At 73.5% G+C, this 21366-nt stretch carries 20 protein-coding genes; 8 read left to right on the top strand and 12 right to left on the bottom strand.

The features are described 5' to 3' along the window. Positions 1-117: 117 nt before the first annotated feature. Positions 118-1257 (bottom strand): CaiB/BaiF CoA transferase family protein, encoded by a 1140-nt coding sequence (locus ACIHAA_RS03710; RefSeq protein WP_399812564.1) that lies wholly within the window; start codon positions 1255-1257, stop codon positions 118-120. A 248-nt stretch (positions 1258-1505) separates the two neighbouring features. On the opposite strand from ACIHAA_RS03710, the gene ACIHAA_RS03705 reads away from it, so the two are divergent. Beyond that, on the top strand, positions 1506-2690 hold the full coding sequence (locus ACIHAA_RS03705) for a saccharopine dehydrogenase family protein (RefSeq protein WP_399812561.1): 1185 nt from the start codon (positions 1506-1508) through the stop codon (positions 2688-2690). Positions 2691-3084: 394 nt separating this feature from the next. Here the strand turns inward: ACIHAA_RS03705 and ACIHAA_RS03700 are convergent, their stop codons facing one another. The 3 genes from ACIHAA_RS03700 to ACIHAA_RS03690 form a co-directional block, all read right to left on the bottom strand. After that, positions 3085-3792, bottom strand: coding sequence for an endonuclease V (locus ACIHAA_RS03700; RefSeq protein ID WP_399812559.1), 708 nt, complete (start codon positions 3790-3792; stop codon positions 3085-3087). A gap of 34 nt (positions 3793-3826) precedes the next feature. Next, positions 3827-4153: a plasmid stabilization protein gene (locus ACIHAA_RS03695; protein WP_399812557.1), complete on the bottom strand. Its 327-nt coding sequence runs from the start codon at positions 4151-4153 to the stop codon at positions 3827-3829. A 188-nt stretch (positions 4154-4341) separates the two neighbouring features. Continuing rightward, the gene (locus ACIHAA_RS03690; RefSeq protein ID WP_399813706.1) at positions 4342-5514 is read right to left on the bottom strand and encodes a WD40/YVTN/BNR-like repeat-containing protein; all 1173 of its coding nucleotides are present in this window, start codon (positions 5512-5514) and stop codon (positions 4342-4344) included. 267 nt (positions 5515-5781) lie between these two features. Between ACIHAA_RS03690 and ACIHAA_RS03685 the strand changes: the two genes are divergently transcribed. Then, positions 5782-6198: an SsgA family sporulation/cell division regulator gene (locus ACIHAA_RS03685; protein WP_399812553.1), complete on the top strand. Its 417-nt coding sequence runs from the start codon at positions 5782-5784 to the stop codon at positions 6196-6198. 107 nt (positions 6199-6305) lie between these two features. On the opposite strand, the gene ACIHAA_RS03680 is transcribed toward ACIHAA_RS03685, so the two are convergent. Then, on the bottom strand, positions 6306-6998 hold the full coding sequence (locus ACIHAA_RS03680; RefSeq protein ID WP_399812551.1) for a GPP34 family phosphoprotein: 693 nt from the start codon (positions 6996-6998) through the stop codon (positions 6306-6308). 456 nt (positions 6999-7454) lie between these two features. Between ACIHAA_RS03680 and ACIHAA_RS03675 the strand changes: the two genes are divergently transcribed. The 3 genes from ACIHAA_RS03675 to ACIHAA_RS03665 all read left to right on the top strand — a co-directional run bounded on the left by ACIHAA_RS03675 (position 7455) and on the right by ACIHAA_RS03665 (position 10979). Further along, complete coding sequence (locus tag ACIHAA_RS03675; protein ID WP_399812549.1) at positions 7455-9089, top strand: ABC-F family ATP-binding cassette domain-containing protein; 1635 nt, start codon at positions 7455-7457, stop codon at positions 9087-9089. Positions 9090-9345: 256 nt separating this feature from the next. Next, positions 9346-10320 carry an acyl-ACP desaturase gene (locus ACIHAA_RS03670; RefSeq protein WP_399812547.1) on the top strand — a complete coding sequence of 325 codons (975 nt, stop codon included), beginning with the start codon at positions 9346-9348 and terminating at the stop codon, positions 10318-10320. Between the two features lie 191 nt (positions 10321-10511). Beyond that, a complete protein-coding gene (locus ACIHAA_RS03665; RefSeq protein ID WP_399812544.1) occupies positions 10512-10979 on the top strand; it encodes a hypothetical protein in 468 nt (155 codons plus the stop codon). 46 nt (positions 10980-11025) lie between these two features. Here ACIHAA_RS03665 and ACIHAA_RS03660 read toward each other — a convergent pair whose 3' ends face one another. Together ACIHAA_RS03660 and ACIHAA_RS03655 are read right to left on the bottom strand one after the other, a co-directional pair. Then, positions 11026-11241 (bottom strand): hypothetical protein, encoded by a 216-nt coding sequence (locus ACIHAA_RS03660; protein ID WP_399812542.1) that lies wholly within the window; start codon positions 11239-11241, stop codon positions 11026-11028. Positions 11242-11398: 157 nt separating this feature from the next. Next, positions 11399-11650, bottom strand: coding sequence for a WhiB family transcriptional regulator (locus ACIHAA_RS03655; RefSeq protein ID WP_399812539.1), 252 nt, complete (start codon positions 11648-11650; stop codon positions 11399-11401). 296 nt (positions 11651-11946) lie between these two features. Between ACIHAA_RS03655 and ACIHAA_RS03650 the strand changes: the two genes are divergently transcribed. Further along, entirely contained in the window at positions 11947-12741 is a 795-nt protein-coding gene (locus tag ACIHAA_RS03650) for a VOC family protein (protein WP_399812535.1), read from the top strand. Between the two features lie 96 nt (positions 12742-12837). Here the strand turns inward: ACIHAA_RS03650 and ACIHAA_RS03645 are convergent, their stop codons facing one another. After that, complete coding sequence (locus tag ACIHAA_RS03645; protein ID WP_399812533.1) at positions 12838-13893, bottom strand: LacI family DNA-binding transcriptional regulator; 1056 nt, start codon at positions 13891-13893, stop codon at positions 12838-12840. A gap of 558 nt (positions 13894-14451) precedes the next feature. Here ACIHAA_RS03645 and ACIHAA_RS03640 point away from each other — a divergent pair. Beyond that, positions 14452-14835 carry a hypothetical protein gene (locus ACIHAA_RS03640; RefSeq protein ID WP_399812531.1) on the top strand — a complete coding sequence of 128 codons (384 nt, stop codon included), beginning with the start codon at positions 14452-14454 and terminating at the stop codon, positions 14833-14835. 13 nt (positions 14836-14848) lie between these two features. Here the strand turns inward: ACIHAA_RS03640 and ACIHAA_RS03635 are convergent, their stop codons facing one another. Both ACIHAA_RS03635 and ligD read right to left on the bottom strand, forming a co-directional pair. After that, positions 14849-15787 carry a multicopper oxidase domain-containing protein gene (locus tag ACIHAA_RS03635; protein ID WP_399812529.1) on the bottom strand — a complete coding sequence of 313 codons (939 nt, stop codon included), beginning with the start codon at positions 15785-15787 and terminating at the stop codon, positions 14849-14851. Positions 15788-15918: 131 nt separating this feature from the next. Next, on the bottom strand, positions 15919-16944 hold the full coding sequence (gene ligD / locus ACIHAA_RS03630; RefSeq protein ID WP_399812526.1) for a non-homologous end-joining DNA ligase: 1026 nt from the start codon (positions 16942-16944) through the stop codon (positions 15919-15921). Between the two features lie 109 nt (positions 16945-17053). Between ligD and ACIHAA_RS03625 the strand changes: the two genes are divergently transcribed. After that, positions 17054-18124 (top strand): ATP-dependent DNA ligase, encoded by a 1071-nt coding sequence (locus ACIHAA_RS03625; protein ID WP_399812524.1) that lies wholly within the window; start codon positions 17054-17056, stop codon positions 18122-18124. Between the two features lie 54 nt (positions 18125-18178). Here ACIHAA_RS03625 and ACIHAA_RS03620 read toward each other — a convergent pair whose 3' ends face one another. Together ACIHAA_RS03620 and ACIHAA_RS03615 are read right to left on the bottom strand one after the other, a co-directional pair. Further along, a complete protein-coding gene (locus tag ACIHAA_RS03620) occupies positions 18179-18511 on the bottom strand; it encodes a hypothetical protein (protein WP_399812522.1) in 333 nt (110 codons plus the stop codon). Between the two features lie 114 nt (positions 18512-18625). Continuing rightward, positions 18626-21313: an ATP-binding protein gene (locus ACIHAA_RS03615; protein WP_399812518.1), complete on the bottom strand. Its 2688-nt coding sequence runs from the start codon at positions 21311-21313 to the stop codon at positions 18626-18628. Positions 21314-21366: the final 53 nt, after the last annotated feature.

The following is a 21366-nucleotide window of genomic DNA, read 5'->3' as shown; positions in this document are numbered from 1 at the left end:
GCTTCCGGGAGCCCGGTACGGCGTGCGGGGTGCGGCGGCGGGCGGCGGTCCGGGGGCTGGAACGGTTCGGCGGGGCCGTCCGGGTGCGGGGGTGGTTCGGCGGCTCGTTTTGGGGCCTCATGCGTCGTCCTCCGCCGCGAGTCGGGGGACGTCCCAGTCGCGGGCTACCTCCTCGGCGCCGGTGCCCGGCAGTGCCGGTCCGCCGCGTACCGCCGTGGGGGTGGCCGAGAAGCGGGGGGCCGGGGCCGGCTGGGTGATGCCACCGTGGTCGGTGAAGGTGCCCCGGGCCGCGAGATGGGGGTGTGCCGGGGCCTCGCGCAGCGAGAGGACGGGGGCCACACAGGCGTCGGAGCCCTCGAAGACCGCGGTCCACTCGCTCCGGGTCCGGGTCTTGAAGCGGGCGGCCACGGCCTCCCGCAGTTCACCCCAGCGGGGGAGGTCGCCGCGGTCCGGTGCCAGGTCGCCGAGGCCCAGCAGATCGGCGAACTCGGCGTAGAAGTGCTGCTCAAGGGCGCCCACCGCCATGTACTGGCCGTCGGCCGTCTCATAGGTGCCGTAGAAGGGGCAGCCGCCGTCGAGGAGGTTGGCCCCGCGCCGGTCCTGCCAGCCGCCCGCCGCGAGCATGCCGTGGATCATCGAGGCCAGATGCGCGGCGCCGTCGACGATCGCCGCGTCCACGACCTGCCCGGCGCCGGTCGCACGCGCGTGGTGGAGGGCGGCCAGCACGCCGACGACGAGATAGAGCGAACCGCCCGCGTAGTCGCCGAGGAGGTTGGCGGGGACGGCGGGCGGGGCGTCCGGGGAGCCGATCAGGCCGAGCGTGCCGGTGACGGCGATGTAGGCGATGTCGTGCCCGGCGCGCGCGGCCAGCGGGCCCTCCTGGCCCCAGCCGGTCATCCGGCCGTAGACGAGCCGCGGGTTGCGGGCGTGGCAGGCGTCGGGGCCGACGCCCAGGCGCTCGGCGACGCCGGGGCGGTACCCCTCGATGAGGATGTCGGCGCGTTCGGCGAGGTCGAGGACGACGGTGCGGCCGTGCTCGGTCTTCAGGTCGGCGACAACCGAGCGTTTGCCGCGGTTCGTGAGGTCGAACCCGGCGGGAATGGCGAGGCCCGGGCCGCCGGGCCGGTCCACCCGTACGACGTCGGCGCCGAGGTCGGCGAGGAGCATGGCGGCGAACGGGCCCGGCCCGATGCCCGCCAGTTCGACCACCCGTACTCCGGCCAGGGGGCCCTGCCCCGGCGACCCTGCCTCTGCCATCAGGCCCCCAGCCTCGTGACATCACCGATGTGACACCACCGATGTTAAGAACGTGTTCCAGTTCGGGCAATACCTGAACGAGCAAGCGCTTAGCCGCGGGAGAACCGTGCGGGTCCCGGCCGGACGCCCCGGGGGCCACCCGGATGGACGAAGCTCCTGGTCGCGGCCGCCGGGCCGACCTCCTCGACCGGCGATCCGGCTCTCACGCTAGCCTCAGCCACCGACAACGGCACGGGCGGAGAGGTGTCATGGGCAGGCTGAAGACGGAGCGCGCATACGACGTCGTGCTGTTCGGAGCCACGGGCTTCGTGGGCACGCTCACCGCGCGGTACCTCGCCGCGCACGCCCCCGAGGGGCTGCGCTGGGCCCTGGCGGGCCGCAGTACCGGGAAGCTGGAGCGGCTGCGGGAGCAACTGGCGGAGGATTCCGGGACCAGCGGGCCCGAGGTGCTGCGGGCCGACGCCGGGGACCCCGCCTCGCTGCGGGAACTCGCCCGCTCCACCCGGGTGCTGGCCACCACCGTGGGGCCCTATCTGGAGTACGGCGAGGAACTGGTGGCCGCCTGCGCCGAAGCAGGCACCGACTGCCTGGACCTCTGCGGCGAGGCCGAGTTCGTCGATCTGGTCTATGTGCGGTACGACGCCCGTGCCCGGGAGACGGGGGCGCGGCTGGTGCACTCGTGCGGTTTCGACTCCGTTCCGCACGATCTGGGGGCGTACTTCACCGTCCGGCAGCTCCCCGAAGGGGTGCCGCTGAGGGTCGACGGCTACGTCCGTGCGGAGGCGATGTTCTCGGGCGGAACCCTCGCCTCCGCGCTGGGCCAGATGGCGCGCGGCCCGCGGATGCTGGCGGCCGCCCGGGAGCGCGGACGCCATGAACCGCGCCTGCCGGGACGGCGGGCACAGGCCCCCGTCGGCGCACCGCGGTTCGCCAAGGAGGTCGGCGCCTGGGCGCTGCCGCTGCCCACCATCGACGCCCAGGTGGTGCGCCGTTCGGCCCGGGCACTGGAGTGCTACGGGCCCGACTTCCGCTACCGGCACTACGCGGCGGTCCGGACCCTGCCGTATGCGCTGGGCGGGGTGGCGGCGGCGGGCGCGCTGTTCACGGCGGCGCAACTGCCGCCCGTCCGGCGCCGGCTGTCGGACCGGCTCGCTCCCGGCGAGGGTCCGGATCCCGAGCGGCGGGCCAGGAGCTGGTTCACGGTGCGGTTCGTGGGCGAGGGCGGCGGGCGGCGCGTCTTCACGGAGGTCGCGGGCGGGGACCCGGGCTACGGCGAGACGGCGAAGATGTTCGCCGAGTCGGCCCTGTCACTCGCCCTCGACGAGCTTCCGCACACATCCGGCCAGGTCACGACCGCCGAGGCGATGGGCGACGCCCTGATCGACCGGCTGCGCACGGCGGGCATCACCTTCCGGGTGGCGGCGCGGCGCTAGCGCGGGGGCCGGGCGAGCGCCCGGACGCGTCTCATGACGGGGCTGGGCGGTCCCGGGCCGCGGCTGGCCCGGGCCGGGCGATTCCGGGCCACGGCGGCCCCGTGGCGGGCGGCTCCGGCAGTTCCGCGGCGGGCTCGCAGCCCGTCGCAGACGGCGCGGCGGTCCCAAGCCGGGCGACTCCGAGCTACGGCGGCCCCCTGCCGGGCGGCTCCGGCAGCCTCTCGGCGGGCTCGCGGCCCGCCGTGGGCGTCGTGGGCGTCGCGGGCGTCGTGGACGTCGTGGGCGTCGCGGGCGTCGTGGACGTCGTGGACGTCGCGGGCGTCGTGGACGTCGTGGACGTCGCGGGCGTCGCGGGCGTCGCGGCGGTTCCGGGGCGGGCCGCTTCCCGGGTGGGTCAGGCCGTTTCGGCCGTGCCCTCCACCGCCTCGCGCAGGGCCCGTCGGCACAGGGCGTCCGCGCGCCGGGTGGACTCCGGGAGGCGGTAGTGCGGGGTGAGCGCGAGGGTGTGGGCGCAGGCCCGGTCGAGGCCGACGCGGTGACCGACCGAGACGAACACCGGTTTGACGCCCGCCCGGGTCCGCAGGGCTCGGCCGACCTCGTCGCTGCCCGCGCGCAGGGGGCTGGCGCTGCCGCGCGGTGCGTCCGGCTCCTCGTAGGTGAAGGTGAAGGGGTTCTTGGCCACGCCGATCACGGGCAGGCCGGTGAGCACGCCAAGGTGGCTCGCCAGCCCGAAGCGGCGCGGGTGGGCAAGACCGTAGCCGTCGCACACCACCAGGCCCGGGTCCCGGCCGAGGGCGTCCAGGGCGGCCAGTACGGTCGGTATCTCGCGGAAGGCGAGCAGGCCGGGTACGTACGGAAAGGACACCTCGCCGACGGCGGTGGCCTCCTCGACCACGTCGAGCGTGGCCGCGTCCAGGACGACGGCCGCCGCGGCGACGACGCCGCGCTCGTCGTCGTAGGCGACATCGACCCCGGTCACCCGGCCGGTTCCGGGCGGCGGCCCCGGCTCGTCCAGGGCCACCCGGCCGCGCAGTTCGTCCTGGACGGCGCGGGCCTCTTCCTCGGTCGCGGGCCAGCCCGCGGGGATGCATACGATCGTCATGGTGCCGCCGAGCGTACGTCCCCGCGGGCCCGGGTCACTTCTCGCCCAGCGCCCGCTTCAGTTCGCCCTTGTTCATGTCCGAACGGCCCCGGATGTTGCGCCGCTTGGCCTCCTCGTACAGCTGGTCGTACGTCGGCCCCTGCGAACCGTGCCCCGACCGCAGTCCGCCCCGCCTGCCGGACGAGATGTCCTTCAGCGAGGTACGGCTCGCGGTCTTGGACTCACCGGCCCTGGCGCGTTCCTTGTTCACGGTGCGCGCCGCTATCTCCTGGGCGCGGCGCGGGCTCTCCCCCCGGTCCTGCGCGCTCTCCTTGATGTGCTCGTACTGACGTTCCCGCTTGGGACTGGAGCCGCGTGGCATGGCCGGTCACTTCCTTTCGGTATGGATCAGCCCCGGGTACCCCGTTTTCGCCGGGGTCACCGACGGGCACGGGGGCCGGGGCCTTGTTCTCGGTGATCTCGGTGTCCTCGTGGTTCTCGTGGTTCTCGGTGTGGCCGCGGCCCCCGGTCGGGCAGAACGGTCGGGCGGGAGCGCCGGGGATGCGCCGTTCAGGGGGCGAGGCGGGCGGCCCGGCCCTTCTCGCCCGCGGCCCAGCAGCCGTGGTCGGGGGCGCAGCTGACGGTGTCGTACGAACCGGTGTCGACGGTCCGCCAGGTGCGGCCGCCGTCCGTGGTGAGGTCGGTACCGGACGGGCCGACGGCAAGCGCGGCCGAACGGCTGTGCGGGAGCCAGGTGACGCCCGAGCGGTAGGCGGGCGGGGGCTCGGCGGCGGGGGTCCAGGTGCGGCCGCCGTCCCGGCTCACCGCGGCGGACCGCGGTGACGGCTGGTCGGCGCGGTAGTCGCCGCCGACCGCGAGCCCATGGGTGCGGTCACGGAAGGCGAGCGCGAAGACGCCGCGCGCCGGGTCGCCCGCCGGGACCGGTGTCACGGCGGCCGTCCAGGTCAGTCCGCGGTCCGCGGAGTGCAGCACACGCGCCTCGGCGCCACCGCCCGTGGCGAGCCAGACGTCGTGCGGGCCCGAGGCGACCAGGCACTGCCCGCTCGCCGCGAAACCGGCCTCGCCGTCCTGAGCGGCGGGCATCCCGGCCGTGGGCAGGACCCGCCAGGAGCGCCCGCCGTCGCCGGTGGACAGCAGGCGGAACCTGCCGTCCACCGGGTCGCTCACGGCGAGACCGTGACGGCGGTCGAAGAAGGTGAGGCAGTCGTAGAAGGCCCCGGCGTCGGTGTTGCGGAACGCCTCGGTCCAGGTTCGGCCGCCGTCCTCGGTGCGCAGCAGGCGGGAGGCGTCGCCCTCGCCGATCGCCAACACCACCGCGTGCCGGGCGTCGAACGCCTGGACGTCGCGGAACTCCAGAGCGGCGGCACCCGGCGGGGAGACATTCCGCCAGTGCGCGCCGCCGTCCGTGGTGCGCAGCACGGTGCCCTGGGACCCGGCCAGCCAGGCCGTGTTGCGGCTGACCGCTGCCAGTCCCCGGAAGCGGGCGCCGCTGCCGGTGTCCGTGAGCCGCCATTGCGGCCCCGGCCGCGATGCCGCGTCGTGCCCGCCGTACGCCTGCGCGGGAGCCGTCGGCCTCTGCACCCGCGCGAGGGCGGTAGAGCCGTGCGCCTGCGCGGAGGCGGCCGACTCGTACGCCTGTGCGGAGGCCGTCGGCAGGACGGCCAGCACCGCCGCGCACACCCCCGCGGCCACCGTACGGATCCCGCGTCCCCTGTTCCCCATCCCTGTCATGGCGCGGGAAGCTAGCCCACCGGCGCGGCGCCGTCCAGACGGCCCGCACGGGGAACCGTGCCGCCGTGTCCCGTGTCCTCCCCGGTGTCCGGGAGTCCGGGGGCGGCGCACCATCCGCAACGCCAGCACCACGGGCATGGTTTCGGTGACAGAGGTCACGTGCTTTTCAGATGCACGCATTGGCCGATTCCATCGTCTCTTCCGATGCCCGGCCCGATCCGCCCGGAGTCCATCCAGCCGTCACAAGGGAGCAAGGCGTTGTCCACCCTCATCGAGCAGCCCGTGGAGGCCCGTCTCGTCGCCGCCGCGCCGAGGATGCCGAGCATTCCGGCGACGCTCCACTACGACCGGCGCGACCCCTTCGCCGTCCGGATGACCTTCCCGGCGCCCGCCACCCTGGAGGGCGTCGAGGTGTGCTGGACCTTCGCGCGCGAGCTGCTCACGGCGGGCCTGAAGGGCGCCGAGGGACACGGGGACGTCCGAGTGCGGCCCTATGGGTACGACCGCACCGTGCTGGAGTTCCACGCTCCGGAGGGCACCGCCGTGGTGCACGTCCACTCCAAGGAGATCCGTCGCTTTCTGCGGCGGTCTACGGAGCTGGTGCCGGTCGGTCGCGAACACCTCCAGGTGGACCTGGACCACGACCTGGCCGAACTGATGCGGGACGCCTGCTGAACCCGGCCCGGCCCGGCTGCCGCAGGCGGGTCCCGGCGGGGCAGCGCATCTGACGCCGCCCACGGGTCGGCCGCCGGGCCGCGCTTCCGAGGGCCTCCCCGCGGATGTCAGCCGCCGGGCCGCGCGGCGGCACCCGGCCCGGACACCGCGCTCCACAGCCCGCGAACGATCTCCTTCAGCGGGGGCACCGCCCGGGCGGCGTGCTCCGTCAGCGCCTCGACGCGGTCCCCGTGGCACGCGCAGTCTCCGGGGCACACACGGTCCGCGGGACCCGTCACCGTGCACACCCCGCCCGCCACGGCCAGAACGGCCAGGACCGCGTCGTCCCCGCTCACCGCGGTGACCGGCCCGGGGCCCGTCAGCGTGTGCCGCGCCCGCCGTTGCAGCTCCCGCACCGGCTGCGCCCGCACCGGCTCGTACCGTACGGGCCGCAGCAATCCGAAGCCCTTCCCGCGATCGGCGCGCAGCAGGCCCGCGGCGGTGAGCTGCGCGCGGACGGCGTCGAGGGTGACCCCGGCGTAGCAGGTCACCCAGGAGGCCCAGGGGCGGGGCCGGGACTCCATGACGAGTTCGAGGAGTCCGTCCAGGGCGGGGTCGCCGCTGTGGGCGTCGAGATCGCGCGGCTCGACCACGCCATCCGCGCCGTCCGTGCCGGTGAGCAGTCCCCGCCCCGCCAGCTCGGCGAGGGCGCCCGACCGCACCAGGCGGGCGAGGGCGGGGTCATGGCCGGACCCGGCCCGGCCGGGGTCGCAGCAGAGCAGATACAGCCGGGCGGGCAGCGAGGGGAAGTCGTCGGACACGATGCCTCCTGGCGCGCGGGTTCGGTCCGCGGTACGAGTGCCCCGTACGCGCACGGATACCGGCCGCCCCACCGAACCCGGACGTACCAACGACCCCAGCCGCCGCCCCACCAGGACTTCGACCGCCCCACCGCGACCCAGCCGCCCCACCGCACCCGGCGGCCCACCAGACGTTGGGCCCGCCGAGGCAGCGATAAATGCTTTGACGCCCTCCGCCCCCCTCCCTACCGTGATACGCGGTCCTGTTGCCGTCGATAGGAGAAGGACGTTGCTCGTCTGAGGTCCTGAGACACCGTGTCACACAGCGCTGTCCGCGTCTGTGTGCCTCGTGTGCGACCTCGGCGTACGAGCCGTCCCGCCTCCCGGACCCGGGTTCTTCCGCGTCTGCGGACCGTCGCCCCCTGCGGTGTCTCCCACGCGTCGCCCCCACCCGCTCCGAGCAGTCGCGAGGCCCGCATGTCATCCACCGCACACGCCCCTGCCATCACCTGTACCGCCCTGTCCTACTCCTGGCCCGACGGCACCCCTGTCTTCGACGGCCTCCAGCTCTCCCTCGGCCTCGGCAGAACGGGGCTCGTCGGCGTCAACGGGGCGGGCAAGTCCACCCTGCTCAAGCTGATCGCCGGTGAACTCGCCCCCGCGGACGGCACCGTGCGCGTCACGGGCGAGATCGGCCATCTGCCGCAGAACATCACCCTCGACACCGCGCTGCGCGTGGACCAGGCCCTCGGTATCGCCGCGCAGCGCGCCGCACTGCACGCCATCGAGGCGGGCGACGCGGCCGAGGAGCACTTCACGGCCCTCGGCGACGACTGGGACGTGGAGGAGCGCGCCACGGCGCTGCTCGGCGAACTCGGCCTCGGTCACATCGGCCTGGACCGCACCGTCGGCGAGGTCTCCGGCGGCGAGTCCGTCCTGCTGCGGCTGGCCGCGCTGCTGCTGCGCCGCCCCGATGTGCTGCTGCTCGACGAGCCCACCAACAACCTCGACCTGCACGCCCGCCGACGGCTGTACGCGGCGGTCGAGTCCTGGCCCGGGGTGATGGTCGTGGTCAGCCACGACCGCGAACTCCTCGACCTGGTCGACCGGATCGCGGACCTGCGGGCCGGGGAGGTCGTCTGCTTCGGCGGCACCTTCTCGGCCTACGAGGAGGCGCTGGCCGCCGAGCAGGAGGCGGCGGAGCGCATGGTGCGCGTCGCGGAGGCGGACGTCCGCAGGCAGCGGCGCGAACTGGCGGACGCCCAGACCAAGCTGGCCCGCCGCAAGCGGTACGGCCAGCGGATGTGGGACGAAAAGCGCGAGCCGAAGATCGTCATGGGAGCCCGTAAACGGGCGGCCCAGGAGTCCGCGGGCAAGCACCGCATCATGCACGAGGAGCGGCTCGCCGGGGCCAGGGAGCGGCTGGACGAGGCGGCGGGTGCGGTGCGGGACGACGACGAGATCCGGATCGATCTGCCGTACACGGCCGTCCCGCCGGGGCGGTCGGTGCTCTCCCTGCGGGATCTCGAACTGCCCTACGGCACGCGGGTGACCGGCGACCTCGATGTGCACGGCCCGGAGCGGATCGCGCTGGTGGGGCGCAACGGCGCGGGGAAGACCACCCTGCTGCGGACCATCGCGGGCGACATCTCACCGGTGTCGGGCGAGGCGGTGGCGCATGTGCCGGTGCGTTTTCTGCCGCAGCGGCTGGACGTCCTCGACGAGGGGCTGACGGTCGCGCAGAACGTGGCCCGGTTCGCGCCGGGCGCCACCGACAACCGCATCCGGGCGCGGCTGGCGCGCTTTCTGTTCCGGGGGGCGCGGGCCGGCCAGTCCGCCGGGACCCTGTCGGGCGGCGAGCGCTTCCGTGCCGCGCTGGCCGCGCTGATGCTGGCCGAGCCCGCGCCGCAGCTGCTGATGCTCGACGAACCCACCAACAACCTGGACATGGGGAGCGTGCGCCAGCTGGCGACGGCGCTCGAATCGTACGAGGGCGCGCTGATCGTGGCCGGACACGACCTGCCGTTCCTGGAGTCGATCGGCATCACCCGTTGGCTGCTGCTCGACGGTTCCCTCACGGAGACCACACCGGAGGCGGTGCGAGCGATGTGACCTGCCTCTCGGTACGGCCGCGCGAGCCGACCGGGAGCCGGGCCCCGCACGACCCCGTGGACCCTCGTCCACGGGGTCCTCGGCGTGTCCGCCGACGGCACACGGGGGCAGGTGGAGCCCGGCGCGCGCACCCGCCTGGGCGCCTTCTTTACAGCGCACTTAACCTACGGATTCGTAACCTACGGCCTCGTAGCCTACGATCCCGTAAGTTCTGATGGTCCCCGCCGCTTTGCTCTGCGTCCCCCCTGGAGTTCTCGTGACGATCACTTCCCCGCACCTCGGCAGCCCGTCCGCCTGGACCGACGCCCGGCTGCTGTACGCCCTGGAGGAAGTGGTCGAGAACGAGCTGAACCGCCATCTGGCGGTCGCCAAGGACTGGATGCCGCACGAGTACGTGCCCTGGGGCGACGGCCGCAACTTCCCCGCCTTCTTCGAGGACGGCACGGCCTGGGAGAAGGAGCAGTCCAAGGTCACCGAGATCGGCCGGATCGCGCTGGTGGTCAATCTGCTGACCGAGGACAACCTCCCCAGCTACCACCACGAGATCGCCTCCCTGTTCGGCCGTGACGGGGCCTGGGGCACCTGGGTGCACCGCTGGACCGCCGAGGAGGGCCGGCACGGCATCGTGATGCGGGACTATCTGCTCGCCTCCCGCGCGGTCGACCCCGACCAGCTGGAACGGTTCCGCATGGCCCATATGAGCGAGGGCTTCGAGTCGGACAACCGGCACTCCATGCTGCACTCCGTCGCGTATGTCGCCTTCCAGGAGCTGGCCACCCGTATCTCGCACCGCAACACCGGCCACCAGTCCGGGGATCCGGTCTGCGACCGGATGCTGTCCCGGATCGCGACCGACGAGAACCTCCACATGGTCTTCTACCGGAATCTGCTGAAGGCCGCGTTCCAGCTCGCCCCCGACCTCACCATGCAGGCGGTGCGGGATGTCGTGGTGGACTTCCGGATGCCGGGACACGGCATCCCGGGCTTCGAGCGCGCCGCCGCGCAGATGGCGATCGGCGAGGTCTACAACCTGCGGATCCACCACGACGACGTCCTTCAGCCGGTGCTCCGCTTCCTGAAGGTCATGGAGATCGACGGCCTCGGTCCCGACGGCCTCCGGGCCCAGGAGGAACTGGGGCTGTTCATGGACGGGCTGGACACCGAGGCGCTGCGGTTCGACGAGCGGCTGGCGGCGCGCAAGGCCCGGCTGGCGGCGCGCAAGGGGGCGTAGCGCGAGGGGCCACCGGGCTCCCCTCGGAGGTGCCGCAACGTTTCAGCAGCAAACGCCAGGCCGCGCCACCCTTTTGCGGCGGGGGCCCATCCCTCAGCATGCATATGCCGGTTGGTGTTTCCCCTGCGGGCATTCACCCGGCTCCGCCTCCGACGACGCCTGGTCGGGCCACCCGGCCCCTGGAGCTGCTCATGACGAATGCGATGTGGACATACGGCGTGGAGTGGCCGACGGCCGCCGGGCCGGGCCCCCGGGCAGGTGAGCGGGCGTGGTGCCGGGGCGACGGGACCGTGCTGATGGAGGCGGGGCGCCTCTGGGACCTGGTGAGCGTCCCGCGCCGGCTCGGCCTGCTCACCCTGGACATCCTGTGGCACGAGCCGCTGCGCGCTCCCGGTCCGACACTGGTGGACTCGGCGGCGCACCGGGTCGGGTTCCTCGTGCCGCCGGACCCGGCTCGTCACTGGTCCGGGGCGGGGATCCGTCATGCGAGCAAGGGGGCGTGGGTCGCGTTACCGCCGCCGCACCGGCCCGCGCGCACCCTGGAGTGGATCGTTCCACCCCCGGCGTGCGGGGCGCTGCATCCGCCGCTGATACTCGGGGCGGCGCTGCGCGAGGCGGCGGAGACGCTCGCGGTCCTGACACCGGTCGGCGCGGACTGAAGCCGGGGGCGGGAGCCGTCCCGGGTTCCAAGCCGTCCCGGGTTCCCTACACCGCCTCGTAGTGGTGCGCCTCCGCTCCGCGCCACTTCACCCACGCGGGATCGTCGAGCAGGTCCTCGGCGTCGGGCAGGCCCGCACGGCCCAGAAACTCGATCACGTCCTCGTCGGTGAAGGCGAGCCCCAGGCTCTCCCCGCGCGCGGTCACCCGTCGGCCGCCGGTGCCCGACGGCGGATGAACGGTGACAGGGGCCCGTCCGGACATGTTTCCAGCATCGTCCCGCACCTGCGGAACCGCATCCGGACGCGCGTAGACCACGTCCCGGACGAGCGGCGCCCGACACGACTCCCCCGGCCTCATGCCCCGGCGCGCGCAGCTTCCCTGGCCGGTCCGGCGCGTCGCGCGGCGGACCGGCCGGGGCTCACCGGTTCACTCGGGCCTGCCGCAGATGCAGGCGCTCCTTCTCGGACAGACCGCCCCAGACGCCGAACCGTTCGTCGTGGGCGAGCGCGTACTCCAGGCACGCGGAGCGGATCGGGCACAGACCGCAGATGCGCTTCGCCTCACGTACCGAACTGCCCGGCTCCGGGAAGAAGAAATCGGCTCCCGTCTGCGCGCAGAGCGCCTGCTCGTGCCAGGCGATGTCGGTTACGGTGCTCGCTTCGATGTGCATGGTGGAGAGCGTGGCGTGCCGCGAAAAACGTCCGATCAACGGCGAATCAACGCCCCGCCCGGGAGCCCCGCCCTCGGCTTCCAGGGTGACCGCGCGGGGGCCGTGACGCACGGCGGCGCGCGGCAGCACATGCCCCGGAGGTACTCACACAATCACACCCTACCGGTCACCGAATGTCACGGGGGCAGAACCGGGGAGTTGGGCGGCGATTGTCCGTGGGCGGTGGAAGACTCGGCAGTGCAGGACCGCGGGACCCCCTCCGAGACCATCCCCCGAGAACCCTCGAAGGAGCAGCCATGCTCACCACCCGCTTCGTCGACGGCGCTCCGAACTGGCTCGATGTCGGCGCCCCGGACCTCGGCGGCGCCGTCTCCTTCTACGGCGGTCTCTTCGGCTGGCAGTTCGAGTCGGCGGGACCCGAGGCCGGGGAGTACGGCTTCTTCCAGCTCTCCGGCCGGACGGCCGCCGGGGGTATGGAGATCACCGAGGAGCAGGGTCCGCCCTCCTGGACCGTCTACTTCCAGAGTTCCGACGCGGAGGCCACGACGAAGGCGGCGGAGCAGGCCGGAGGCAGTGTGCGCGTCCAGCCGATGGATGTGATGGACGAGGGCCGCATGGCCATCCTCGCCGATCCCGCGGGGGTGCCCTTCGGCATCTGGCAGCCGGGCCGCACCAAGGGCATCGAGGTGGCGGGCGCCCCCGGAGGGCTGTGCTGGGTCGAGCTGTACACCCCGGACATCGCCCGTGCCGCCGCCTTCTACCACCGGGTGCTCGGCTGGGAGACCGAGGGCGTGCCCTTCCCCGGAGCCATGTACACCTGTGTCAGTCCGGCGGGCGCGGGCCTGGACGCCATGTTCGGCGGTCTGGTGCCGCTGGGCGAAGACGCTGTGGAGACGGGGTCCGCCGCGCACTGGCTGCCGTACTTCTCCGTCCTGGACGCGGACGCGGCGGTGAGCGACGCCGACCGGCTCGGCGGCACGGTCCGGATGCCGGCGAAGGACCTCGAGGGGGTGGGCCGGGTGGCCCGGTTCGCCGACCCGTTCGGAGCACGCTTCGCGGTCCTGAAGAGCGCCCCGCGCCAGCAGGGCTGAGCGAATCCGCGGGCAGGGGCAACTTGAGCGGCGGAGGCCGCCGTCCCACCGTGCCTGCGCACTCGCCGCCCCGGATGCGAGGACGGGCCGTCCGTCCTACGCGGACGCGCGCCGCACCAGTGTTGTCGGGAGCACCACGCCGGACGGACCGTCCTTTGCCGTGGGTGCGGTGCCGGGTCCGGCCGTGCCGTCCCGGCGGTCCAGTCCGCGCAGCAGCAGCCGGGCCATCAACCGCCCCATCTCCTCGATGTCCTGACGGATCGTCGTCAGCGGCGGATCGGTGTGCTCGGCGACCGGCAGCATGTCGTCGAAGCCGACGACGGCGATGTCCTCGGGCACCCGCAGTCCCCGCGCGCGCAGCACCCGCAGGGCGCCGGACGCGGCCAGATCGTTCGCGGCGAACACGGCGTCCAGGTCCGGGCACCGCTCCAGCAGCCGGGCCATCGCGCGGGCACCGCCCGCCGGGGTGAAGTCCCCCTCGGCTATCAGCCGGGGTTCGGCGTCGGGCAGGACGTCCCGGAACCCGTCGAGCCGGTCCACCGCGGACGTCTGGTCCAGTGCGCCGGTGATATGGGCGATCCGGCGGCGGCCGAGGCCCACGAGATGGCGTACGGCCTCGCGCGCCCCGCCGCGGTTGTCGCTGTCCACGTACAGGGCGCTGCGGGTGGCGTCGCTCCAGCCCGGCCGCCCGCCGAACACCGTCGGTACCCGGGCGCGCCGTACCAGTTCGGGCAGCGGGTCCTCCAGGTGCAGCGAGAAGACGAGGGCCCCGTCCACATGGCCGCCGGCGAGATAGCGGCCGACCCGGGCGTGGTCGGCGCGGCCCTCCGTCAGCAGCAGGACGAGCTGGCAGTCATGGGCCGTCAGTTCCTGGCTGATGCCGCGGAGTTGGAGTGCGAAGAAGGGATCGGCGAAGACCCGGGTCTCGGGTTCGGCGATGACGACGGCAACCGCGTCGTGCCGTCTGGTCACCAGGCTCCGCGCGGCCTGGTTGGGCACATAGCCGAGTTCCTCCACGGCCCTGCGCACCCGGGCGGCCAGCGGTTCGCGCACCCCTCCCCCGCCGTTGACCACCCGGGAGACGGTGGCCCGCGAGACCCCGGCCCGGGCGGCCACGGCCTCCAGGGTGGGGCGCGGCACGGCATCGGTCACGTGGGCCCCCTCACTCGGCGGTCACGGGCCAGAATAGCCCGCGGCCGCCGGGCGGTGGGAGCGCCTTCCCGCCGTGGGGGCCGGGGCCCCGCGGCCGCCCCTTCCGGTAGGCCCTAGGGTCTTTCGTCTGGATCGGGCCAGACCCCGCGAGCCCGGCATGATCCACACGAGAGGCCCTAGCTGGTCATGGTGATCGCGGGCGGGGTCCATGTGCCGTTCAGGACAGCGGACTTGGGTGCGTACATGCGCAGGATCACGGAGAACGGGCCGGAGGGTGCGGGCAGCCAGCCGGTCCGTCCGTCCGTCCGCCGGGGCGTCGTGCTGGAGGCGGATGTCCAAGGCGTACCACGTGGGTGTCGAGGTGGTGACGGACGTGCTCTGCGCCGCCGCCCACCCAGGGGAGGAGGCCGCCCTGCTGTGGCTGACCCGCCGGTTGTTCACGACGGTCGGCGCGCTGGTCGAGGAGGTGACCGAGGCGTTCCTCCCGGGAACGGCCGACCAGCAGGCGGCACGGCGGAGTTGGCCGCGGCACTGCTCCGCGGTGACGCGCCGCAGGAGGTGGCCGATCGGTGCGGACTCCCCCTGGAACCCGGCTATCTGGTGCTCGCCGTCCGCTCCACGGTGCCCCAGGAACCGGTGGCCGCGCGACGGCTGCTCCACCAGGTCCTGGGCAGACTGGCGCCCGCCACGGACGGCCGGGCGCTCAGCCTGCCGGGCAACGAGGGCTGCCTCGTCCTGCTGCCCCTCGGCCTGTCCCACACCGACCTCGTCCGGCAGTTGTCCGCCGGTCCGCCCCTCCCGGTGATCGGGGGGGCCGCGCTCGCGGCCGCCCCGAAAGACGCTCCCGCGGCGGCCGGGCAGGCGGGCCGGATCGCCGCCATCGCCCGCACCCCTGGCGTGCACCGGCTCCAGGATGTGCTGCTCGACTACGGGCTCCGGTGAAACCGGCAGCCGGTCAGCGCTCGTGCGACTGGTAGGACGGCATCGACCCGTTCGGGTTCTTCACCAGGAACAGTCCGACCATGCCCTTGTCGGCGTGGTGCTGCACATGGCAGTGGTACATCCACGCGCCGGGTCCGACGCCCTCTCCCGCGAGCACCTGGAAGCCGAAGGAGTCGCCCGGGCCCACGATCCTGTTGTCGATGATCGGGCTCAGGTCCTCCGGGCCGCTCAGCAGACCGGTGCGGTTGTGCGCCCAACGGTGGCCGTGCATATGGAAGGTGTGGAAGGCGTCGCCGTGCGTGATCATCACAAACTCCGTGCGGTCCCCGAGTGTCGCCGTGAAGTCGGGTCCGGAGTGCGGCCTGCGGTTGTTGATCATCGTCTCGTTGAAGACGATGGTGTGTGTCCTGACGGGGAGGATGTCTCCCGCGCGGCGCACGATCACCGGCCCGTACAGGCCCCTGCGGACCCCGCCGCTGCCGTGGTCGGTGCCGACGACATGGTCGTGGTAGTGCCAGTAGCCCGCACTGCCCTCCCGCCAGCTGCCGTCGGGGCGGCGGCCGGGTGTGTGGGTGCGCCAGATGTAGGTGCGGGAGCCGCCGGGGGGTACCGCACTGTGGCTAAGGCGGGTTCCGTCCTGGCTGATGGCGTAGTCCAGACCGTGCACATGCAGGCTCGCCGTGATGTCCATCGTGTTCACGAAGTGGATGTAGAGGGTGTCGCCCTCGGTCAGCTCGATCAGCGGGCCGGGGATGCTCGCCTCCCCCCGCTGGAGCCCGTAACCCATCTGTCCGCCGTGGAGCCTCTCGGCGTACATCTTGATGTGCCGGACCTTGCCGCCCGGCGGTGCTGTGCGCAGTGCCGTACCGGCGGCCTCCGGTGCCACGGCCAGCGAGGTCGCAACAGCCGCACTCCCCAGCAGCATCCGGCGGTTGAAGCTGCGTCTGTCCATGCCGGACTCCCCATCCTGTGCCGAGTTCTCGGAGAAGGGCCGCTGGGACGAGCCGGGGACGGCAGCGGCACGTCGTGAGCTTATCCCCCTTGAGGGCAAATACCCCTTATCTCTTCATATCGGCATTTCTCTCAGGCCGGTGATGTGCCGTCCTTACGGGCCCTGCTGGGCTGGACCCGCTTCGGCTCGCCGGGCATCTTCGGGTACTCCGGCGGATAGGGCAGATCCCCGAGGCCGTGGTCGTGCTCGTCGCGGCGGGCCAGGTCGAGGAGTGCCTCCAGGGAGAAGGCGTGGTCGTCCATGTCCGCGTGCACATCGCCGAGCCGGGCGAACCGGGCGGGCATGGTGGCCAGATCGAAGTCGTCGGGCACCGCGTCGGGGACCTCCTCCCAGCGCAGCGGCGCGGACACGGTGGCGTTCGACCGGGGGCGCACGGAGTAGGCGGAGGCCACGGTGCGGTCGCGGGCCGTCTGGTTGTAGTCGACGAAGATCTTCTCGCCCCGCTCCTCCTTCCACCAGGCGATGGTCACCCGGCGCGGCATCCGGCGCTCCAGCTCGCGCCCCACCGCGATGGCGGCGCGGCGCACCTCGGTGAAGGTCCAGCGCGGCTCGATGGGCACGAAGACATGCAGTCCCCGCCCGCCGGAGGTCTTGGGCCAGCCGCGCAGTCCGCCGAACTCGTCGAGTACGGCGCGCAGTTCATGGGCGGCGTGCACCGCGTCGGCGTAGTCGGTGCCGGGCTGGGGGTCGAGGTCGATACGGAGTTCGTCGGGGTGGTCGACGTCGTCGCGGCGCACCGGCCACGGATGGAAGGTGAGCGTGCCGAACTGCGCGGCCCACACCACGGCGGCGGCCTCGGTGGGGCACATCTCGTCGGCGCTGCGGCCGCTGGGGAAGGTGATGTGGGCGGTGGGGATCCAGTCGGGCATGTTCTTCGGCGCCCGCTTCTGGAAGAAGGACTCACCGGTCACACCGTCGGGGTACCGCTCCAGGGTGGTGGGCCGGTCGCGCAGGGCGCGCAGGATGCCGGGTCCGACGGTGACGTAGTACTGCGCGAGGTCCAGTTTGGTGAAACCGCGCTCCGGAAAGAAGATCTTGCCCGGGTTGGACAGCCGTACCGTCCGGCCGCCCGCCTCCAGCTCCACCGCATCGCCCATGCGAGCCACGGTAGGCGCACGGCAGGGGCCTCGCACGACGGGCCCATCGCCCGGCGTGGCGGACGGGCAGAAAGGGCGGGGCCCGGCCTCGGCTCCTAGAGTCGGAGCCATGGATCTGCCGGTGATGCCGCCCGTCAAGCCCATGCTCGCCAAGCCCGTGGCGACGATCCCGGCGGACATGCAGTACGAGGCGAAGTGGGACGGCTTCCGGGCGATCGTCTTTCGCGACGGCGCCGAAGTGGAGCTCGGCAGCCGTACCGGCAAGCCCTTGACCAGGTACTTTCCCGAGCTGGTGGCGGCACTGCGGGAGCGCCTGCCGGAGCGGTGCGTGGTGGACGGGGAGATCGTGATCGCCCGGGAGGGGCATCTGGACTTCGACGCGCTGACGGAGCGGATCCATCCGGCGGCCTCCCGGGTGCGCACCCTGGCCGAGCGGACCCCGGCCTCCTTCGTGGCCTTCGATCTGCTGGCGCTGGACGACCGCTCTCTGCTGCCCGCCCCGCTGACCGAGCGGCGCGGTCTGCTGGAACGGGCGCTGTCCTCGGTGACCCCACCGGTGCATCTCGCGCCCGCGACGACGGACCGGGCGGTGGCCGAGGAATGGTTCAGCCAGTACGAGGGCGCGGGCCTGGACGGAGTGATCGCCAAGCCGCTCGACCTGCCCTACCGGCCCGACGAACGGGTGATGTACAAGGTCAAGCACGAGCGCACGGCGGATGTGGTGGTCGCGGGCTACCGCTTCCACAAGAGCGGACCGGTGGTGGGCTCCCTGCTGCTCGGGCTGTACGACGGCCGGGGCGTACTCCAGCATGTGGGCGTGGCTGCCGCGTTCACCATGAAGCGGCGCGCGGAACTCGTGGCGGAGCTGGAGCCGCTGCGGCTGGAGGAGGCCGGGGACCATCCGTGGGCGGCCTGGTCCGACGAGGCGGCGCACGAGACGGCACGGCTGCCCGGGGCTCCCAGCCGCTGGTCGGGGAAGAAGGACCTGTCCTGGGTGCCGCTGCGGCCCGAGCGGGTGGCGGAGGTGGCGTACGACCACATGGAGAACGGGGTGCGCTTCCGGCACACCGCGCGCTTCCGCCGCTGGCGCCCGGACCGCGACCCCGCCGGGTGCACCTATGCCCAGCTCGAGGAGCCGGTGCGGTACGACCTCGCCGAGATCCTCGGCACTCCCGGCTGACCGTACGTCAGGGGCGCCGCACCCGGCGGCCGAGCCGCCGTTCGAGTGCGGGCACTACACCCGGCGGCCGAGCCGGCGTTCGATCGCCGCACCGGCGGCGCTGCGGGCGGGGGCGAGCGCGGACTGCGCGTCCTGCGGAGAGGTGTGTCCGAGGGCCGCCGCGATCGCCTCCCAGGCGACACCGCCTTCGAGCAGCGCCTCCACGGCCGCGCCGACGGCGACGACCGTCTCCCGGCGCGCCCGGTCGAGTTCGGCGAGCGTACGGAGCAGCGCGGGTGCCGTCACCGCGTCCGACAGTCCGCTCTGCGCCGCGTGCCGTGCCTGGTCCGCGGTGACCCACCAGCCGGCGGCGGTGTGCGGAGACGGGCTGACGAGGGTCTGCTCCACGGTGGTGCCGCCTTCCTTGCCGGATGCGCGTGCGGGGGCTGCCGTGGCCGCCAGTCTAGGCCGGTGATCCATCGCGCGGCGGGTGCGGTGCGCTGAACGGACCACAGGGGTGCCTCAGCCGGTCACCCGGACGCCCTCCAGTGCCTGCTCCGCCCGGGCCGCCAGACCGTCCGCCCCGCAGGACCGGGCCAGCGTCAGTCCCCTGGTCAGGTCGGCCGCCGAGCGGGCGGCGATGCCGTAGTCGACCCGGGCCACCGCATGCTCGTAGGCGGACGGCGAGGACTCCAGGCAGTCCACCGCGCGGGCGTAGAGCGCGGTGGCACGCTGGCCGGTCTCCAGGGCGGCGGCCACGCCCAGGGCCTCGCCGATCGCGGTGTCCGTACCGAACCGCTCCGCCTGGCGCCGCGCGGTGACGGCGAGTTCGGCGGCCCGGCGCGGATCGTCGGCGGCGAGCGCACGCGCCAGGTCCGTGGCCCAGGGAGCCAGGACGGTGTTGTGGCCGCGCCCGGCTGCCGCCTTCTCTGCGGCCTCCAGCTCGCCCACGCCCTCCTCCGTGCGGCCCACCGCGAGCAGCAGCCGACCGCGGACGCACCGGATGTCGGGCAGCACGATGGTCGACGGGTACGGCGGTGCGAAGCCGTAGCGCTCGGCGATCGACCAGGCCTCCTCGGTGTGCCCGCGGGCGAGCAGGGTGTCGACGAGTCCGCAGGTGGCGGACCAGTACAGGGGCAGTCCCCGGCCGACGCGCTCCGCCAGGCGCAGTGATTCGCGCAGGGACGTCTCCGCCTCCCTCAGGCGTCCGCGCCTGCGGTGGGCGAGTCCGACGTAGGCGTGGGCCAGGGCGAGGTGGCCGCCGCTCCACCCGGCGGACTCGTAGGCGCGCAGGGCCTCGGTGAAGAGGCTCTCGGCCCGGTCGAGGCGGTCGGTGTAGGCGTACGCACTGCCCAGCATCAGCAGCAGTTCGATGCCCCACTCGGTGTCGGTCCAGCCGAGTCCGGGAGCGAGGCGGCCGTTGACGAGGGCGCGGTCGCACAGCTCCACGACCTCCTCGGCGTTCTCGCCGTGGGTCATCGCGTCGAAGCCGCGCAGGATGAGCAGGGCGCGTTCGGAGTTGTCCCGGCCGGTGCAGGTGCGGGCGAGTTCGGCCAGTTCGCGGGAGCGGTGCGGGGAGTCCTCCTCCCCGGCGTGGATGCCCTCCCACATGTAGTGCACGGCCTGGAGGCGCATCCGGGCGGGGCCGGGTCCGAGGCGGGCGGCCTCCGCGTCGACGGTGCGGACCGCCTCGTCCAGCTGGTCGTTGTGCAGCAGTGCCTGGGAGAGGCGGCAGACGGCGTCGATGCGCACCTGGCCGTCGAGTCCGGGCATGGCCAGGGCCGCCTGGAGGTAGTCGATGGTGGTCGCGGGCGAGGTCAGCAGGGTGGCGCAGCCCAGTTCGTAGAGGACATACGGATGCACCTCGGGCAGTGGCGGCTCCAGCAGGGCCCGCTCCAGACAGCGGCGGGCCGCTTCGGGGGCGCCGACGGCGAGGTGTTCGCGGGCCGCCTCGCGCATCTGCTCGACGAGTTCCTCGTCGTCGTCCGGGTGGACCTCCAGCAGATGGCGGGAGGCGGCCGCGGCGCCGAGTCCGGAGTCGGTGACGACCTGTGCGGCGATGCCGTGCATCGCGGTGCGCAGCCCGTCGGGGATGGAACGGTAGACGGCGGTGGCGATCAGCGGGTGGACGAACTCCAGCTCGCCGTCGGCTGCATGGCGGGCCGCCGGATCGGGTTCGGCCAGGATGCGGGCGGCGCCCAGGAGTTCGGCGCAGCGCACCGCCTCCTCGTGGCGCATGGTGGCGAGCCGGGCCACCAGGTCCACGGTGATGCCGGTGCCGAGGATGGCGGCGGCCCAGGCGAAGCGGGTGGCCTCGATGCCGAGGCTCTCCAGCCGGGCGACCAGGCCGTTGCCGCGGGCCGAGCGGTTCAGGGCGCGCAGTTCGGCGGCCGATGCCTCGACCGGTTCGAGCTGGCTGTCCTGCACCTTGGCGAGGAGTTCCACGGTGTCGTAGGGGTTGCCGCCGGTGACGGCCCACACCTCGCGGCAGAAGGGCGCGTCGGCGTGGGAGCCGAGGGTGGTGCGGGTGAGTCCGGCGGTCGCCTCGGGAGTCAGCTCGCTCAGGGTGCTGACCGGGCGGTGGGCGGCCGCGGCGATGGCGTCCAGATGACGGGCGCCGTCCCCGGTGGCCTCCCCGGGACGGAGGGCGACGACGACCAGCACCCGCAGTTCGCCGAGGCGTTCGCAGAAGGCGGCGAGCCAGTGCAGGGTCTCCTGGTCGGCCCAGTGCGCGTCGTCGATGAGCAGCACCAGGGGCCATTCCCGCTTGGCGAGCCGGGAGACGGCGACGACCAGGCCGTCGCACACACCCTGCGGGTCGGCCTGCCGGTCGCCGGGTTCGGTTATGCCGAGGGCCGGGCCCGCGACGTCGTACCAGTCGCCCAGGTACTCGCGCGCCTCCTCCGGCATCAGGGAGAGCAGCGCGGGCTGGAGCAGTTGGCGTACGACGTTGAAGGGAACGGAGGTGACGGTCTCGCCGCCGCGTGCCGACCACACCGTGCAGCCGCGCCGCTCCGCGAGGCGGCGGGTCTCGGTGAGCAGCGCGGTCTTGCCGATGCCCGCCTCACCGCCGATCACCAGCAGGCTCCCCGACGCGGAGGGTGAGCCGTCGTCGCGCAAGGCGTCCACCGCCTCGCCGACGACCGCGAGTTCCGCGTCGCGTTCCCACAGGGAAGCCGAGGCGGCCGCGCCGGGCCGTACCTCCGTCATCCCGGTACCTCCCCAGGTCGCCCAAACGACGTACAGGCACCGAGCCTAGCCGT

Origin of the sequence: Streptomyces sp. NPDC052040 (genome assembly GCF_044548405.1) — a bacterium.
Classification (GTDB): domain Bacteria; phylum Actinomycetota; class Actinomycetes; order Streptomycetales; family Streptomycetaceae; genus Streptomyces.
Note: the sequence above shows the minus strand (reverse complement) of the source record. Positions and strands in the feature narration are given on the sequence as shown.

What these genes read in the sequence shown, in the direction of transcription:
- ACIHAA_RS03710 (WP_399812564.1), bottom strand. Translation starts at nt 1,257, where the DNA reads ATGGCAGAGGCAGGGTCGCCGGGGCAGGGCCCCCTGGCCGGAGTACGG.
- ACIHAA_RS03705 (WP_399812561.1), top strand. Translation starts at nt 1,506, where the DNA reads ATGGGCAGGCTGAAGACGGAGCGCGCATACGACGTCGTGCTGTTCGGA.
- ACIHAA_RS03700 (WP_399812559.1), bottom strand. Translation starts at nt 3,792, where the DNA reads ATGACGATCGTATGCATCCCCGCGGGCTGGCCCGCGACCGAGGAAGAG.
- ACIHAA_RS03695 (WP_399812557.1), bottom strand. Translation starts at nt 4,153, where the DNA reads ATGCCACGCGGCTCCAGTCCCAAGCGGGAACGTCAGTACGAGCACATC.
- ACIHAA_RS03690 (WP_399813706.1), bottom strand. Translation starts at nt 5,514, where the DNA reads ATGGGGAACAGGGGACGCGGGATCCGTACGGTGGCCGCGGGGGTGTGC.
- ACIHAA_RS03675 (WP_399812549.1), top strand. Translation starts at nt 7,455, where the DNA reads ATGTCATCCACCGCACACGCCCCTGCCATCACCTGTACCGCCCTGTCC.
- ACIHAA_RS03665 (WP_399812544.1), top strand. Translation starts at nt 10,512, where the DNA reads ATGACGAATGCGATGTGGACATACGGCGTGGAGTGGCCGACGGCCGCC.
- ACIHAA_RS03660 (WP_399812542.1), bottom strand. Translation starts at nt 11,241, where the DNA reads ATGTCCGGACGGGCCCCTGTCACCGTTCATCCGCCGTCGGGCACCGGC.
- ACIHAA_RS03655 (WP_399812539.1), bottom strand. Translation starts at nt 11,650, where the DNA reads ATGCACATCGAAGCGAGCACCGTAACCGACATCGCCTGGCACGAGCAG.
- ACIHAA_RS03650 (WP_399812535.1), top strand. Translation starts at nt 11,947, where the DNA reads ATGCTCACCACCCGCTTCGTCGACGGCGCTCCGAACTGGCTCGATGTC.
- ACIHAA_RS03635 (WP_399812529.1), bottom strand. Translation starts at nt 15,787, where the DNA reads ATGGACAGACGCAGCTTCAACCGCCGGATGCTGCTGGGGAGTGCGGCT.
- ligD (WP_399812526.1), bottom strand. Translation starts at nt 16,944, where the DNA reads ATGGGCGATGCGGTGGAGCTGGAGGCGGGCGGCCGGACGGTACGGCTG.
- ACIHAA_RS03625 (WP_399812524.1), top strand. Translation starts at nt 17,054, where the DNA reads ATGGATCTGCCGGTGATGCCGCCCGTCAAGCCCATGCTCGCCAAGCCC.
- ACIHAA_RS03615 (WP_399812518.1), bottom strand. Translation starts at nt 21,313, where the DNA reads ATGACGGAGGTACGGCCCGGCGCGGCCGCCTCGGCTTCCCTGTGGGAA.